Source organism: Kribbella monticola, assembly GCF_003261635.1.
Classification (GTDB): Bacteria; Actinomycetota; Actinomycetes; order Propionibacteriales; family Kribbellaceae; genus Kribbella; species Kribbella monticola.
This window is the reverse complement of the sequence record NZ_QFXK01000029.1, coordinates 252,721-266,830: the sequence shown is the minus strand read 5'-3', so window position 1 is coordinate 266,830 and position 14,110 is coordinate 252,721. Positions and strand designations below refer to the sequence as shown.

Annotated in this window: 17 protein-coding genes and 1 tRNA gene; 5 read left to right on the top strand and 13 right to left on the bottom strand. The window is 67.8% G+C overall.

The genetic code is table 11. The annotated features are described in order from the left end of the window. Positions 1–93: 93 nt before the first annotated feature. Together DIZ26_RS15030 and DIZ26_RS15025 are read left to right on the top strand one after the other, a co-directional pair. The gene (locus tag DIZ26_RS15030; RefSeq protein WP_232828360.1) at positions 94–387 is read left to right on the top strand and encodes a trypsin-like serine protease; all 294 of its coding nucleotides are present in this window, start codon (positions 94–96) and stop codon (positions 385–387) included. Between the two features lie 22 nt (positions 388–409). Then, on the top strand, positions 410–1,345 hold the full coding sequence (locus tag DIZ26_RS15025; RefSeq protein ID WP_198676104.1) for an aminoglycoside phosphotransferase family protein: 936 nt from the start codon (positions 410–412) through the stop codon (positions 1,343–1,345). On the opposite strand, the gene DIZ26_RS15020 is transcribed toward DIZ26_RS15025, so the two are convergent. The 4 genes from DIZ26_RS15020 to DIZ26_RS15005 all read right to left on the bottom strand — a co-directional run bounded on the left by DIZ26_RS15020 (position 1,272) and on the right by DIZ26_RS15005 (position 5,257). Next, positions 1,272–2,738 carry an apolipoprotein N-acyltransferase gene (locus tag DIZ26_RS15020; protein ID WP_112241615.1) on the bottom strand — a complete coding sequence of 489 codons (1,467 nt, stop codon included), beginning with the start codon at positions 2,736–2,738 and terminating at the stop codon, positions 1,272–1,274. The two genes, DIZ26_RS15025 and DIZ26_RS15020, sit on opposite strands and share 74 nt — an antisense overlap. Then, complete coding sequence (locus DIZ26_RS15015; protein ID WP_198676103.1) at positions 2,722–3,294, bottom strand: TetR/AcrR family transcriptional regulator; 573 nt, start codon at positions 3,292–3,294, stop codon at positions 2,722–2,724. The genes DIZ26_RS15020 and DIZ26_RS15015 overlap by 17 nt, the downstream gene beginning before the upstream one ends. 98 nt (positions 3,295–3,392) lie before the next feature. Then, on the bottom strand, positions 3,393–4,268 hold the full coding sequence (locus DIZ26_RS15010) for an NAD(+)/NADH kinase (protein WP_112241613.1): 876 nt from the start codon (positions 4,266–4,268) through the stop codon (positions 3,393–3,395). Beyond that, the gene (locus tag DIZ26_RS15005; RefSeq protein WP_112241611.1) at positions 4,265–5,257 is read right to left on the bottom strand and encodes an SPFH domain-containing protein; all 993 of its coding nucleotides are present in this window, start codon (positions 5,255–5,257) and stop codon (positions 4,265–4,267) included. The genes DIZ26_RS15010 and DIZ26_RS15005 overlap by 4 nt, the downstream gene beginning before the upstream one ends. A gap of 82 nt (positions 5,258–5,339) precedes the next feature. Here DIZ26_RS15005 and DIZ26_RS15000 point away from each other — a divergent pair, with 82 nt between their 5' ends. Next, positions 5,340–6,023, top strand: a complete 684-nt coding sequence (locus DIZ26_RS15000) for an NUDIX hydrolase (protein WP_232828359.1) — start codon at positions 5,340–5,342, stop codon at positions 6,021–6,023. 7 nt (positions 6,024–6,030) lie between these two features. Here the strand turns inward: DIZ26_RS15000 and DIZ26_RS14995 are convergent, their stop codons facing one another. The 3 genes from DIZ26_RS14995 to DIZ26_RS14985 form a co-directional block, all read right to left on the bottom strand. After that, complete coding sequence (locus DIZ26_RS14995) at positions 6,031–6,933, bottom strand: carbohydrate kinase family protein (RefSeq protein ID WP_232828358.1); 903 nt, start codon at positions 6,931–6,933, stop codon at positions 6,031–6,033. 282 nt (positions 6,934–7,215) lie between these two features. Then, a complete protein-coding gene (locus DIZ26_RS14990) occupies positions 7,216–7,845 on the bottom strand; it encodes a CoA transferase subunit B (RefSeq protein WP_112241607.1) in 630 nt (209 codons plus the stop codon). Position 7,846: 1 nt separating this feature from the next. Further along, entirely contained in the window at positions 7,847–8,635 is a 789-nt protein-coding gene (locus tag DIZ26_RS14985) for a CoA transferase subunit A (RefSeq protein ID WP_112241605.1), read from the bottom strand. A 465-nt stretch (positions 8,636–9,100) separates the two neighbouring features. On the opposite strand from DIZ26_RS14985, the gene DIZ26_RS37465 reads away from it, so the two are divergent. Beyond that, positions 9,101–9,238, top strand: a complete 138-nt coding sequence (locus DIZ26_RS37465) for a hypothetical protein (RefSeq protein ID WP_157979720.1) — start codon at positions 9,101–9,103, stop codon at positions 9,236–9,238. Positions 9,239–9,356: 118 nt separating this feature from the next. On the opposite strand, the gene DIZ26_RS14980 is transcribed toward DIZ26_RS37465, so the two are convergent. Beyond that, on the bottom strand, positions 9,357–9,743 hold the full coding sequence (locus tag DIZ26_RS14980; RefSeq protein WP_112241603.1) for a hypothetical protein: 387 nt from the start codon (positions 9,741–9,743) through the stop codon (positions 9,357–9,359). A gap of 378 nt (positions 9,744–10,121) precedes the next feature. On the opposite strand from DIZ26_RS14980, the gene DIZ26_RS14975 reads away from it, so the two are divergent. Further along, complete coding sequence (locus DIZ26_RS14975) at positions 10,122–11,318, top strand: hypothetical protein (RefSeq protein WP_232828357.1); 1,197 nt, start codon at positions 10,122–10,124, stop codon at positions 11,316–11,318. A 73-nt stretch (positions 11,319–11,391) separates the two neighbouring features. Here DIZ26_RS14975 and DIZ26_RS14970 read toward each other — a convergent pair whose 3' ends face one another. The 5 genes from DIZ26_RS14970 to DIZ26_RS14950 form a co-directional block, all read right to left on the bottom strand. Further along, positions 11,392–11,889 (bottom strand): hypothetical protein, encoded by a 498-nt coding sequence (locus tag DIZ26_RS14970; protein WP_112241601.1) that lies wholly within the window; start codon positions 11,887–11,889, stop codon positions 11,392–11,394. 68 nt (positions 11,890–11,957) lie between these two features. Then, the gene (locus DIZ26_RS14965) at positions 11,958–12,659 is read right to left on the bottom strand and encodes a carbohydrate-binding family 9-like protein (protein ID WP_112241599.1); all 702 of its coding nucleotides are present in this window, start codon (positions 12,657–12,659) and stop codon (positions 11,958–11,960) included. Continuing rightward, positions 12,652–13,155 (bottom strand): hypothetical protein, encoded by a 504-nt coding sequence (locus DIZ26_RS14960; protein ID WP_112241598.1) that lies wholly within the window; start codon positions 13,153–13,155, stop codon positions 12,652–12,654. The genes DIZ26_RS14965 and DIZ26_RS14960 overlap by 8 nt, the downstream gene beginning before the upstream one ends. Before the next feature lie 174 nt (positions 13,156–13,329). Beyond that, a complete protein-coding gene (gene lipB, locus DIZ26_RS14955) occupies positions 13,330–13,968 on the bottom strand; it encodes a lipoyl(octanoyl) transferase LipB (protein ID WP_112242136.1) in 639 nt (212 codons plus the stop codon). Between the two features lie 67 nt (positions 13,969–14,035). Continuing rightward, positions 14,036–14,109: transfer RNA gene (locus tag DIZ26_RS14950), tRNA-Pro, on the bottom strand. Position 14,110 lies beyond the last annotated feature (1 nt).

Genomic DNA, 14,110 nt, shown 5'->3' with positions numbered 1-14,110 from the left:
CATCGGTGCCCTCGCACTCCAGTGCCATCACCGGCTGTGCTGGAGGGTGTACAAACTGTGCAACTCCTTCGTGAGGCGATGAGGAGACACCCGATGCGTCTGAGTCCGACCCGGCTTGTGACTGCTGCTGTGAAGACCGCCCTCTTGGGTGCGATGACCGCCGCCCTGGTCATCGTGCCGGCCCACTCGGCGAGTGCCCGGACCACCTCCGCCCAAGGTGATCCGAGCCCCCGAGTCGTCGGTGGAACCCGCGCGGCGCTAGGTGAGTTTCCGTGGATGGTGAGGCTGTCCATGGGATGTGGTGGTGCGATGTACACCAATCAGCTAGTGCTGACCGCCGCGCGCTGCGTGGGTTCCACCGGCAACAACACCTCCATCAGCGGTTGAAGGGGGTTCTGACATCCCTGGTGTGTCTGCCGGAACGTTGCCTGAACTGGCGAAACGGCTGGTGCGCGAGACCTTCGGAGTACGGGCGACCGAACCGAAGCAGTTGGCAGCCGGCGAGTGGTCTCAGGCCTTCGAGCTGACCCTCGATGATGCAGAGGTGGTGTTGCGGGTCGGCAAGCACGGAACGGACTTCGCCAAGGACGAGGTCGTTGCCCGCGTTGCCGGTCCCGCACTTCCGGTGCCGGCCGTCCTCGCGAGAGGCGAGTTCGACGGCTGGCACTATGCGGTCTCTGCTCGAGCGCACGGTCTTGCCCTCGACGATCTTTCCAGAGCTGAGCTGACTCGGGTGTTGCCGAGTCTGCTGGCCATGCTTGACGAGATCGGCGACCTCGAGATCGGTGGGGCGGAGGGCTATGGGGGATGGAGTCCGGGCGGCCGAGCGCCGTACGGGTCGTGGGCTGAGGCGTTGCTGGCGATCGGGACCGAGACGGAGCGGGTTCCTGGCTGGCGCGCGGCGCTGGCTGCCTCGGAGTTCGGGCTGGAGCCGTTCGAGGCCGGATCGGCCGCCCTCGCCGCACTTGCGCCCTACCTGCCGGACGATCGCCGGATGATCCATAGCGATCTGCTGAACCGCAACGTCCTCTGCTCTGACGACGGTGTCTCTGCGGTGCTGGACTGGGGCAATGCCGCGCACGGCGACAGCCTCTACGACGCGGCCTGGCTGATCTACTGGTGGCCCTGGTACCCACAGTGGCGCTCCATCGACATCAAGTCCGAGTTGTCGGCTCACTGGGCCGCCTCCCGTTCAGCTCCGGTCAACGCGCGGGAGCGCCTGCACGCGTACCTGATCCACATCGGACTCGACGCCATCGCGTACTGCGCCTTCAAAGGGCGTTGGGACGATGTCCGCTCGAACGTCGACGTCGTGGTCGCGCTGACCAGCAGCAGCCCACGGTGAGGATGACGCAGAGGTAGGCGAACCAGTCGCCCAGTCGGGTGTACGGCGTCGAGGCGATACCGGGTGTCAGGGTGCCGATGAGAGTCGCCGACTGGTTGGAGGCGGCGGGGCGTTCGCTCACGACCCGGCCGTGTTGGTCGGTCAGGGTCAGGAGGCCTTTGCTGCCGTCGCGGGCCATCGGGATGCCGTTCTCGATGCCGCGGAGCAGAGCCATTCGGCTGTGCAGCCAACCGTCGTTGTCGAAGTCGAGGGCGGGGACGAGGAGCAGGTCGACGTCCCCCTTGCCGTACTGGCGCGAAAGGGCCGGGAAGTCCAGGTCCTTGCAGATCAGCACTCCCCAGCGCTCGCCGGCCGGACCCGCCAGCAGGCCGAGGTGATCACCTGAGGCGTACGGCTCCAGCGCGGGGATCAGGTGATGTTTGTCGTACGCCGTCGGGGCGCCGCCGGCCGGCGAGAACACCAGTGCGCGGTTGTAGTCGTTGCCCTGGTCACCGAAGACGGTCAGTCCGACGACAAGCGTGATCTTGTTGCTCGTAGCAAGCTTTTGGAAGCTGGTCGACAGGCCGGGGAGGGCGGCGGCCTGGATGTCGATGATCTTCTCCGGTAGGAGGACGACCTGAGCGCCTTGTCGAGCGGCCTCGTTGATCGCGCGGGTGTAGTTCCGCAGGATCGACGGACCTCCGGGCGTTGTCCAGTTCGAGTCGTCGTCGGTGTTGGCGGACACGACCGCGATCCGGATCGGCGGTTTGGTGCTCGTGGAGTCGTTCAGCCGCCAGGCGCCGTACCCGATGGTGCCTAGGGCAACCATTGCGAAGCCGATGGAGATCTGGAGTACGGCACGGCGCTTGACGCCTGGGGCAAAGATGATCGCCAGTACGGCGGCGGGAAGCATGAGCAGAAAGGTGATGCCCCAGGGGCCGGTCAGTGAAGCAAGCTGCACTACTGGGCGTACCTCGGCCTGGGTGTAGGCGAGGCTCGTGAAGGTGCCGTGCGGTGACACTGTGGCAATCAGGAAGTCGCAAGCCGCCCAGCAAGCCGGTCCTGCCAACGCAGCAAGGACAAATCGGCGACGAACCGCCAAGGCGCGAAACAGCAGGACCGTTGCGGTGAAGACACCGGCGAGGAGCAGCAGGAAGCTGAGCGTCGGCGGTGGAAGCTCGAGATCCTTCAGGAGATACCGCCAGAGATTCGCCAGTCCGAGTGACCAGCCGGCGAAGGCGGTCAATGCTGCGAGGCGGCCGCTGACGCGAGGCGCGAGCAGGAAGACGGGCAGTGGTGCAAGCCAGGTGAGCGCGGGAATGGTGGTCAGCCCGGACCCGAAGTACAGGGCTGTGGCGGTGAGCAGGATCGCAAGTACGGCGTACCGGCGGGGGTGGTCAGCGACGGAGTCCATCGATCATCCTTTCGCCCAGGCTCAGGCAGAGGGCGCGGAAATCGTCGGCGGGCATGCCGATCCGGTCGCCGTGGTAGAGCTGGATCAAGCCGTGCAGGAAGGCGGCGATCATCAGGCTGGACTCCCAGATGTCGTCGTCACGGAAGAGTTGCTGCTCGACGCCGGCCTCGATGGCGTCGGCGAGCAGCGTGAAGGTGGGCGACTTGCGCGCCTTGAAATCGGCCGGGAACTGCCGGGCCTGGTCGCGCCGCTCGGTGAACATGTACGCGTAGAGCCGCGGCTGGGCGAGCGCGAAGTCGACGTGATCGACGAGCATCTCCCGCAGCCGCGCATCGGCCGCCGTACTGCGTGGCTCCGCTGCCCACCGCGCCATCAGTTCCGCGAACGCGGCGTCGGCTACCTCGTGCAGCAAGGCGTCCCGGTGGGGGAAGTACTGATAGATCGCCATCGGCGTGATCCCCACCGCCGCCGCGACCCGGCGCATGCTGACACCGTCGGCGCCCTTCTCGGTGAGCAGCCAACTGGCGGCAGCGACAATTCGGTCCTTCGTGGTCATGCACATCATTCAAAAGCAATTACCTATACGCCGTATAGGCGGAATAACCCCGGCTCACCCCTGAGAAAGCCACCGACCCGGAACGGGGCTGTGGTTGCTCAGCGGGCGAGGCGGAGACGCGTTTCGGCGATCGCGATCTCGGCGCGCTGGCCCCAGGTGAGCGACAGGGTGTCGGATTCGATTCCGTCGCCGAAGACGACCAGGTCGGACTCGGCGGTGACGGTCAAGTGGTCGGCAGCCGTCAGTAGGCCTTCTGTGCAGGAGGTTCCGGTCGCGGGCGACGGCCACGCCTCGCGCACGAACCAGCAGAGAGAGGCGTCTGTCGGTCCGGGCAGCGGCAGTGTCGAGCGGCGTTCCTGCCAGGCTGAGCGGCACCACCCCGTTGACCCTGTGCCGGTGCCGACCAGCATACCTGATGAGGACTGCCGCTCCTCCAGACCCTCCGGGGACGCGAGCCGGTACCGCGCCGACTGATGCGTCCGATGCCCCACGTACACCTCGTTCAAAGCCAGCAACTTCTGCCCGTCATCGGTGCTGGCGGCAACCATCGTCCGCTCCTCGACATTGAAACCGCGCAGCAACTCCAGTACGGCGTCAGGCTCATGCGGAACCAGTACGCCGGGGTTGCGGCCCGGCTCCGGGTTGACTCCGATCACCGGCTGCCCGTCCAGGTACTTCGCCACGTTGGCCACCAGTCCGTCCTGGCCGACCGCGATCACCAGATCTTCCGGACCGAAGACGAACCGGTCCAGATCGTTGCGCTCGGCAACAGCGCGGCGCCAGTCCAGTGGAATCGCGGCCGACACGGTCGCGAGCGCCTGCTGCTGGGCTTGATGTCGCGCATCCAGTTCCGCGAGGTCGCGGCCGCGGCTGGTCAGGAAGAAGCCGGCCTGCTGGCGGGTGCCGTGCCGGGCGACCAGTTCGGTGAGTTCGGTCGCCCGGTGCACCACCACGGCCCGGGGTGGCAGGCTCATTCCTGGCTCGCCAGCTTCGCCAGCAGCGGGGTGATCAGATCCGGCGTCAGGTTGAGCGTGCCGATCTCCGGCAGCGCGCCCTGCTTGATCGCGAGCGCGAGGATGGTGCCCTGGCTCAGGTCGGCGTACGCCTCGAGCAGGGCCTTCTCCGCGGAGGCCTCGGCCGCACCGAGGACCCGCTTCGCGTCCGCATCCGCCTCGGCCAACTGGCGCCGCCGGGACGCCGACGCCTCGGTCTCGATCCGTCCGGCCGCCGCGGCCTCGGTCGCCCGTTGGCGTTCGTTCTGGCCCTTCTGGGTGACGAGTTGTTCCTCGCGCCGGGCCAGTTCGATCTGGTTCTGCAGCTCGTTCTCGGCGATCGACCGCTCCCGCTCGACGGCCATCGCGCGCCGTTCGTACGTCGCCTTGTCGGCCGCCTGCTGCACCATCTCGCGCGTCGGCGTCTGCAGCGCCCGCTCCACATCGCTTTCAGCCCGTACTGCGACCACGCGGACGTCCTCGACGCCGATCCCGATTCCCGTCAGCCGCTGGTCCTCGCGCAAGCCGGTGCTCACCGCGAGCCGGAGCGACGCCATCCCCTCGGACAGCGCCTGGGTCAGCGTCATCCGGGCGAGCAGGTCCAGCGCGGTCTGTTGAGCGAGCTCCGTCAGCAGGCCGCCGAGTTGTTCCAGGGGCGTCGCTCGCCACAACCCGGTATCGGGGTCGATGCCGAAGTCCAGCCTGGTCGAGGCGAGCGCCGGGTCGATCACCCGGTAGGTCACGGTGGCCTGCACGACCACGTCCTGGAAGTCGACGGTCCGCCCGTGGAACAGCAGCGGCTGCTCCCGGTCGTCGATCGGGATCTCGCTCAGGGACGAGTTCAGGGCCCGGAACCAGAAGGCCTGGCCGGCCCCGTCGTGGGCGAGCTTCCCGTTGCGCAGGTGCCGCACGTGGGTGGTCGGGTTGGCCCGTAGGTGGCTGATGAACCGGAACCTGGTGATGTCCGCCATGTCACTGTCTCCTCTTTTGTCGTCATCCTGACGATAAGGGTCTGAATCGCTTTTCGTCAAGGTGACGATTAAGGTGTGCCGTATGGACTTCGAGCCGATGGGCGTCGCCGCCGACCTGGTGATCCTGACTGTTCGCGACGGCTCCCTGCAGGTGCTGCTGATCCGGCGCGGCATCGAGCCGCACAAGGACCGCTGGGCGCTACCCGGTGGCTTCGTCCGGCCGGTAGAGGACCTGGAGGCCGCTGCCCGGCGGGAGCTAGCCGAGGAGACCGGGCTGGTGTCCGACCGGATCCACCTCGAGCAAGTCGCGACGTATGGCGAACCCGGCCGTGATCCCCGCGGCCGGGTGGTGAGCGTGGCGTACCTGGCGCTGGTCCCGGATCTGCCGACGCCGGTCGCCGGGACCGACGCCGCCTCGGCGAGCTGGGTGCCTGCGGACGAAGTACTGACTGATCCGGAGCGGCTCGCGTTCGATCATCACCGGATCCTCCTCGACGGGGTGGAGCGGGCGCGGGCGAAGCTGGAGTACTCGCCGTTGGCGACCGCGTTCTGTGCCGACGAGTTCACCATCTCGGAACTGCGCGGGATCTACGAAGCGGTCTGGGGTACGCCGCTCGACCCGCGCAACTTCCATCGCAAGGCGACCAAGACCGACGGATTCGTCGTACCGCTCGGCACGACCACCACCCGCGACGGAGGCCGACCCGCGCAACTCTTCCGGCGCGGCCCGGCTACTTTCCTCCACCCACCGCTCACGCGCGGGTGACCGGCCGTCAGTTGGCGGACAGCTCCTTGAGGACCAGGGTCATCAGTTGTTCGGCGGTGATGAGGTCGGTGTGGGTGCCGGGCGAGCCGCAGGCCCAGGCGCCGGCGATGGAACCCGCCTGAGCCGACTCCCGCCAGCTCCGGCCGTCGAGCCAGGTCGCCAGGAAGGCGGCGACATAGGCGTCCCCGGCGCCGTTGGTGTCGACGACCGGCCGCTCCGGGATCTCGACGGGAGGGATGTGTACCGGCTTCTCGGTCGCGACGTGGAGATAGCTGCCGTCGGCACCGGCCATCGCGACCACGGCCTGGGCCCGGCCGTGCGCGAAGATCCAGCTGATCGCGTCGTCCGGCAGCGCCTCGGCCGACACGAACACCACATCGGCGGCCGTCGCGAAATCCCGGTGGTAGTCGTCGACGCCGTCCCAGTCGTGCAGATCGGTGGACATCGAACAATCGGCCATCGCGAGATCCGGCAGGGCCTGCCGGGCGAAATCCATGATCGAAACGTGCACGTGCCTGGTCCGGCTGAGGTCCGGCCGCCACAGATCCGGGTGCACCTTGAATCCGTCGTACTGCGGCCGGCGCGCGTCGTACAACGAGACGCGGCGCCCGTCGGGAGAGACCAGGTTCACGGCCCGCCGGGTACCGCCGGGCGAGACGACCGACGTGAACGGGATGCCGAGTTTCTGGTAGGTCCAGCGGATCCGGTCGCCCTCGTCGTCGTCACCGATCACGTCCGCGATCGCCGCGTCCAGCCCGAGTCGATGGCAGCCCAGCGCGACACCGTGCCCCGTGTGCCCGACGTACGACTCGATCGGTGCGACCGGGATCGTCTCCCGGGCCGGCAACGGCAATTCGGGCACCCGCACGATCGTGTCGACGCCCACCCCACCGATCACGAACACATCCACGCCTACCACCTGTCCCCACTCGCCCGCTTCATTCCCGCACAGTCAACCGCCCACCACAAGACCGCGCCCATGTTCGTGGGACGACTTGACCCCGCACTGAGGTTGGCACCGGCCGACCGTGTTCTCGGCCACGTCCCGACCGTTGGGCGACTTCCCGGCGTACGACGCTCTGTTCGGCGGTCGTCGGGTCGGCTGCGCGCTCGACGTCTGCTCGGTGGTCGCGGGGCGTCCGGACGTACGACGGCCGCCCGGGTGCTCACCGGGCGGCCGTCGGAGTACGACTCACTGCTTGATCGGGGCGCCGGTCTTCTCCTGGAGCTCCTCGAAGGTGACGCCGTCGGCCAGTTCGACCAACTGGAGACCGTCGTCCGTCACGTCGAGCACGGCCAGGTCGGTGATGATCCGGTTGACCACGCCGCGGCCGGTGTAGGGCAGATCGCACTCCTCGAGAATCTTGTGCGAGCCGTCCTTGGCGACGTGCTCCATCAGCACGATCACCTTCTTCGCGCCGTGGACCAGGTCCATCGCGCCACCCATACCCTTGACCATCTTGCCCGGGATCATCCAGTTCGACAGGTCGCCCTTGGCCGACACCTGCATCGCGCCGAGGATCGCCGCGTCGATCGCGCCGCCGCGGATCATCCCGAACGACAGCGACGAGTCGAAGAACGACGCGCCCGGCAAGGTGGTGACCGTCTCCTTGCCCGCGTTGATCAGATCCGGGTCCTCGTCGCCCTCGACCGGGTACGGGCCGACGCCGAGGATGCCGTTCTCGCTCTGCAGCACGACGGTGACGCCGTCGGGGATGTAGTTCGGGACCATCGTCGGCAGGCCGATGCCGAGGTTGACGTACGAACCGTCCTCCAGCTCCGACGCGGCCCGGGCGGCCATCTGCTCACGGGTGAGTGGCATCTCAGGCCTCCAGCTTCTCGCGGGCCGCCTCGTAGGCCTCGCGGGGTTGCACCGTGCGCTTCTCGATCCGCTTCTCGATACCCTTGCCGACGGCAACGACTCGCTGGACGAAGACGCCGGGCAGATGGATCTCGTCGGGGTCCAGCTCACCAGGCTGGACCAGCTCCTCGACCTGCGCGATCGTGATCCGGCCGGCCATCGCGGCCAGCGGGTTGAAGTTGCGCGCGCTGCGGTCGAAGACGAGATTCCCGTGCGTGTCGCCCTTCAGCGCGTGCACCAGGCCGAAGTCGGTCGTGATGGATTCCTCCAGCACGTACGTCGTACCGTTGATCTCGCGGGTCTCCTTCGGCTCCGAGGCCTTCGCCACCGACCCGTCGGTGTTGTACTTCTGCGGCAGCCCGCCCTCGGCCACCTGGGTCCCGACGCCGGCGAGCGTGAAGAACGCGGCGATCCCGCAACCACCGGCGCGCAACTTCTCCGCCAGCGTGCCCTGCGGGGTCAGCTCCACCTCCAGCTCACCGGAGAGGAACTGCCGGGCGAACTCCTTGTTCTCCCCGACGTACGACGACGTCATCTTCGCGATCCGCCGGTCCGCGAGCAGGATCCCGAGCCCCCAGTCGTCCACGCCGCAGTTGTTCGACACGACGCTGAGCCCGCTCACCCCCTTCGCGTGCAAAGCGCTGATCAGCTCCATCGGATTGCCACACAGCCCGAAGCCGCCGACCGCGAGGCTCGCGCCGTCGCCGATGTCGTCGACCGCGGCCCGCGGCGACTCGTACGTCTTGTCCATCAGGCTGCTCCATTGCAGATTGGGTGTCCGCTCGACTCTAACCAGCACCCGCACATCCGGCGAGACTCACCCACTGTGGGCCGAACCACAACTCCTGTACTACGCGGAACTGCACCCGCTTCGCCCCTCCTGCGTCGGGGCTCGACCCACCCGCCCCGGGTCGCCGCTCCTTCGTCGCGGCTGTGAGGTGCGTGGGGGTGCCGCGGGTTGTTCGGGGTACTCAGCTGCTCGCGTGAAGTGCACCCGCTTCGCCCCTCCTACGTCGGGGCTCGACCCACCCGCCCCGGGTCGCCGCTCCTCCGTCGCGGCTGTGAACTGCGTGGGGGGCCGCGGGTTGTTCGGGTGTACTCAGCTGATCGCTGAGGTGCGCGCGAGTCATAGCACCGCTGGAGGACCGACTTTGAGCAACTCCGAGCATCCGCAACCGGACTGCGCTGATACGCGGGCTCGGGCCAGGATCAGTCGATGTGCCTTCTGTCGGGCGCTCGCTGCCGATCGCGCTCACCGCCGCACGACGTCGATGTCGATCAGGTGCTCGTCAACCGGCTGCTCGAGCTCGAGCAGCTGCACGACGCGGCCTTCGTCGTACGGCGGCTGCGGTGAGTGCGGCGGTGCTGGTCCTCGAGGCCGGCTATCCGGCGGCCGGCCGGCTCCGCGACTGGTTGTGGGTGTCGCCGGAACCGGTCCGGTCAGATCAAGGAGAGCACCGTCACCTGTGCGGTCAGCTGCCCTTGATGATCTTGGAGCCGCAGGCGTAGGGCGTGCCCTTGGGGCCGCTGATCGAGCAGGCGGTCAGGATGATCGAGGTGTTCTCCGGGGTCACGTCCTGGCTCTTGGTGACGCACTTGCCCGCGCCGCCGACGTAGATCCGCGGGTAGTTCTTGAACTTCCCATTGGTCTGGCGAACCGCGATCCAGCCGATGACGCCGTCGTCGTTCCTCTTGGTGTCACAGACTTTGACCTTGTCGCCGGCGTCGATGTACTGGACGAACCCGGTGTTGTTCTGAGCGGTGACGACCCCATTGGCGGCGTGGGCGGTGGTCGCGGCACCGAACAACATCACCGCGGTGGTAGCGGCGATCGCGGTGCTGGTGGCAGCAAGTCTCATGGCGCTCCTTGGGACTGGGTTGGACCATGTAGTCCTGACCGCGAACACGATGCCACGCGCCAGGATCAACCGGATGGCTCCGTCGGGCAGCGGCGTTGGTCGGATACATGCTGCTGACCTGGACGCTGGAACGCCTCAGCCGGTTCCACCTGCCGCGATGCCGGCTCGGAGTCCGCGGCCGCTGGAAAGAAACTTGCACCTAGCGATTGTTTGTTACCCACCCGCCGGCCAACGACATCCGGTTATCCCTTCATAACAAGGGATAAAGAGGCGTAATCATCAGGTTCGCCAGCAGCGGACGAGATGCGGTTGATCGCGGGCCGGCGGGCTGTCGTCGGAGTACTGTTGCCATTGGGCGCTGGCACCTAGCATTGCGCGGTGCGATCCCCCTGGTTTCCCGCGCTGACCGTGACCGTGATCTGTGCCCTGGCTCTGTCCGGCTGCGGGGACGATGCCAAGCCGCGGGCGTCCGATGGGCCCACGCCGGTCGCTTCGGCACCGGCGTCTGTGTCTCCGTCGTCCCCCGCCTCCGTGTCCGCCTTGCCATCCGCCTCGGTCTCAGCGCCGCCGACGCCCCGCTCGTCACCCACGCCCAGCCCATCTGCATCGAAGCGGCCGCAGGCTCTCCCGAGCCCCGGCAACCCCGGCGGTGACGCCACGGTCCCCGCCGCGGCGCGGGCCGTCGACACCAAACGGCCCGACCGGGTCGTCGGCAAAGGCACGCCGGCCGGCTGTACGTCGGCGGCCGTGGTCGCGGCCGTGGCAGCCGGCGGGGTGATCACCTTCAACTGCGGGCCGGCTCCGGTGACGATCATCATGAAAGCCACCGCCAAGGTCCGCAACGACCACGGTCCGGACGTCGTACTCGACGGCGGTGGCCGGGTGACGCTCAGCGGCGACGGCAAACGCCGCATTCTCTACCAGAACACCTGCGACGCGGCCCAGCGCTTCACCACCTCGCACTGCCAGGACCAGCCCACGCCCCGGCTGACCGTGCAGAACCTGACGTTCACGCGCGGCAACGCGACCGGCGAGACCGCCGAGGGCGGCGGCGGAGGGGCGATCTTCGTCCGCGGCGGGCGGCTGAAGGTGGTGAACTCCCGCTTCACCGACAACCGCTGCGACAGTACGGGCGCCGACCTGGGCGGCGCGGCGATCCGGGTGCTGTCGCAGTCGCAGAACCAGTCGGTGTACGTCGTGCACAGCACCTTCACCGGAGGCCGATGCTCCAACGGCGGCGCGCTGAGCAGCATCGGCGTCTCGTGGACCGTGCTCAACAGCGTGTTCACCGGCAACAAGGCGATCGGCCGGGGCGCCAACCCGGCCAAAGCAGGCACCCCCGGAGGCGGCTCGGGCGGCGCAATCTACACCGACGGCAACACGTTCACGGTGAACGTCAAGGGCACCGTGATCCGCGAGAACCACGCGAACGAGGGCGGCGGTGCGATCTTCTTCGTCAGCAACGACCGGACCGGCACGCTGACCATCGCCAGGTCGACGCTGAAGTCGAACCCCAGCGACGGCTTCGAGACCCAGCCGGGAATCTTCTTCCTGGGAGCGAAACTGAGCCGCTAGCTGTACTCCGTCAAGAGGTTGGTTGCACGCACCGATGGGTGGTGGCTCCCACGGCGGCCTCGAAATCGGCCGTTCAGCGGGGGGTCTTCAGGTGGTGCTGGGTGTGAAGTTTGGTGAGCCAGGCGGCGAAGGCGCCGAGGTCTTCGACGTTCGTTTGGGGGATGTGGAGTTTGCTGCCGCGAGTGGAGGCGATGGTCAGATAGGGGGCGGCGAGGCTGCTGCTCGCGGGTGTGACGAGAGTGGTGCCCCCGAACTCGGACCACGGGATCTGCCGCCACCAAGCGAAGCGGATGCCACTGGCGTTGACGGTCACTCGCGGGTGGCCGAGGAGGATCAGGACGGCGAGCGCGCCACAGGCGGCGAGGAGTACGGCGAGGACCGCCACCCGGATCGTGAACCAAGTGCCGCGGGAGTCGAGATCCCGGACGGCCGAGGCGATCGGAACGCAGGCCAATATCAGCACGACGACCAGCCCGCCGAAGGCCAGCGCCGGCCGGATCGCGAAGACTACCCGGCCGGAACGATGGAACTCCGCGTCCCAGGCCTCGATGTCCTGCTTCCCCATCACCATGTGCCGATCTTCTCCACCGCGCAACTGTACTTGCGCAGTACCCGGCTGCCCGGCGAAGCGGGTGGCCTTCAGAACTCCAGGACGCCCCATTGGCTGGGTTTGTGCATGTCTACGACGTACTGCGGGGACCAGACCCAGAAGTCCTGTTGCTCGCCCTTGCGGTACTCGCCGTCCACAACAGAGTGGTTCCACTCGATGCGCATCAGGTTCATGCGCCACTCGTCGCCGGCGTCTGGGTGGGGCTTGCCTTGGTTGTACTGGGCCAGGTCGGTCCACGGCAGGGCCAGCTCTACCGACCATCCGGTGTCAGTGTCCGACGGGTCGTTGAGGGTTCCGTCGATGTGAACTGCGGTGCGCAGGCCGGGGAGGTTCGTCGGGCTCACCGCGACGCCGCCGTCGTCGTACGGCTTCGGCAGGGTGAGTTCCCACAGGGTGCTGAGTGGGTTGATCTCCAGCTCGTAGTAGTTGAGCCCGTCGCCGTCGGGGTCGAGGAACAGTTCGAAGTTGTTCTCTTCGTACAGGTAGGTGTTCTGCTCGGTCATGGTCGACCAGACGTGCGGTTCCTCGAGCTGCCCGCCGACGTACAGGAACTCGTCGTCGTACATCAGCTTCGCCCGGGTCCGGAACCGCGGCGCCGGGCTGTCGCCGCCGCGGATGTCGACGAAGTCGGTGGTCCAGGGCGCGGCGTCCCAGGCCGGGTCGGTCAGGGTGCCGTCGAGGTTCGGTACCGCGGTCGTGCGGAGGCATTTGTAGCGGGGGAGTTCAGGCATCGGCTCGCTCCAACCGTCCGGCGATCAGGTGTGCGACAAGGAAGGTGACGGCGGACAGCACCGGTACGACGAGCAGGCTCCACGTCGACGACAGGTGGTCCGTGAGGAAGGCCAGCACGATCAGGAGCATGAACATCACGCCCAGGAATGCGACCAGGCGCGGATGCGGCATCGCGAGCTTGGTGAGCGCGAGAGCGGCGAGCACGATCGTGACGACCACGGTCAGGATCAGTAGCGGGAACCCCATCGCGCCGCAGTTCGGCGTATCGCGGACCCGGTTGCAGCCCTGCTCGCTCAGCCAGATGCACGCGATCGTGACAAACCCGGCGAGCAGCCCGACCACCGCGACAACCAGCAGTGGCGGCAACGGCGGAGCGTCGTACCGGCCCTCGTCGGCCTCCTCCGCCGCTTCGGCGTCGGCCTCCTCGAGCGCTTCCTCCAAGTCGGCCGGCATCCCGTGCCCGACCTCGTCGGCCTCGCTCACGTCGTCACCCATGCCCGCAGGCTATCGACATCCAACCCCCAACGACGCCACACCCGCGTCCCGAGCCCAACAGCCACCCAAACAGCGACCTCCGCAACCGCGAGTCAGGTGGTGCTCAGCGCGGCGACGCCCGGCGTACGGCGAGTCGGTGGCGGTCAGCGCACAGGACGACCGCAGTACGGCGGGTCAGGCGGCGCCCAGGGAGGCTGCGACCGCCGTACGGAGGGCTTCGTCCGTCGGTACCGGGACGCCGGTCTCGGCGGCGAGTTCGGCTAGGGAGGTCATCGTCACGTCGTGCAGGCCGCAGGTGGTGAAGGTGTGGAAGACGCTCATGTCCGGGTCGCGGTTGATCGAGAAGCCGTGGCTGGTGATGCCTCGCCTGATCCGCATCCCGATCGAACACAGCTTGCGGTGGTCCTCGGTCCAGACACCGACCAGGCTGCTCGCACCCTTGGGCGTCTCGCGCCGGATCACCGGGAACCCCAGCGACCCGAGCGCCTCGACCAGGCCGTTCTCGACCCAGCGGACCACGTCGGCCACGCCGCGGCGCTTGAGGTCGATCACGAGGTACCCGACGAGCTGCCCAGGCCCGTGGTACGTCGCGAAACCGCCGCGGTCCACCGCAACGGTCGGGATCGCCGCCGCCTCGGCCGGCAGGTCGTCCAAGGAGGTCCGTGGGCCGTACGTGATCACCGGCGGATGGCTCAGCAGGAACAACCGATCCGGAGCCTCACCGGCCGTCCGCTCGGCGACCCACGTCTGCATGTCCTTGGCCGCGACCTCGTACTCGACCTCGCCGAGATCCACCCGCTGAATCGCACTCACCACGCCAGCCTAGAACGGCCGCGAAATGAAGCGAGGGTGGTGACCGATCGGCCACCACCCTCATCTGTCGGGCTGACAGGATTTGAACCTGCGACCTCGTCGTCCCGAACGACGCGCGCTACCAAGCTGCGCCACAGCCCGA

Bases quoted from the DNA above. Each gene is read 5' to 3' on its own strand.
- DIZ26_RS37465 (WP_157979720.1), top strand. From the start codon at position 9,101: ATGTGCCTTCTGTCGGGCGCTCGCTGCCGATCGCGCTCACCGCCGCAC.
- DIZ26_RS15000 (WP_232828359.1), top strand. From the start codon at position 5,340: ATGGACTTCGAGCCGATGGGCGTCGCCGCCGACCTGGTGATCCTGACT.
- DIZ26_RS15030 (WP_232828360.1), top strand. From the start codon at position 94: ATGCGTCTGAGTCCGACCCGGCTTGTGACTGCTGCTGTGAAGACCGCC.
- DIZ26_RS14970 (WP_112241601.1), bottom strand. From the start codon at position 11,889: ATGGTGATGGGGAAGCAGGACATCGAGGCCTGGGACGCGGAGTTCCAT.
- DIZ26_RS15005 (WP_112241611.1), bottom strand. From the start codon at position 5,257: ATGGCGGACATCACCAGGTTCCGGTTCATCAGCCACCTACGGGCCAAC.
- DIZ26_RS15010 (WP_112241613.1), bottom strand. From the start codon at position 4,268: ATGAGCCTGCCACCCCGGGCCGTGGTGGTGCACCGGGCGACCGAACTC.
- DIZ26_RS14980 (WP_112241603.1), bottom strand. From the start codon at position 9,743: ATGAGACTTGCTGCCACCAGCACCGCGATCGCCGCTACCACCGCGGTG.
- DIZ26_RS14990 (WP_112241607.1), bottom strand. From the start codon at position 7,845: ATGCCACTCACCCGTGAGCAGATGGCCGCCCGGGCCGCGTCGGAGCTG.
- DIZ26_RS14960 (WP_112241598.1), bottom strand. From the start codon at position 13,155: ATGGGTGACGACGTGAGCGAGGCCGACGAGGTCGGGCACGGGATGCCG.
- DIZ26_RS15020 (WP_112241615.1), bottom strand. From the start codon at position 2,738: ATGGACTCCGTCGCTGACCACCCCCGCCGGTACGCCGTACTTGCGATC.
- DIZ26_RS14965 (WP_112241599.1), bottom strand. From the start codon at position 12,659: ATGCCTGAACTCCCCCGCTACAAATGCCTCCGCACGACCGCGGTACCG.
- DIZ26_RS15015 (WP_198676103.1), bottom strand. From the start codon at position 3,294: ATGACCACGAAGGACCGAATTGTCGCTGCCGCCAGTTGGCTGCTCACC.
- DIZ26_RS14985 (WP_112241605.1), bottom strand. From the start codon at position 8,635: ATGGACAAGACGTACGAGTCGCCGCGGGCCGCGGTCGACGACATCGGC.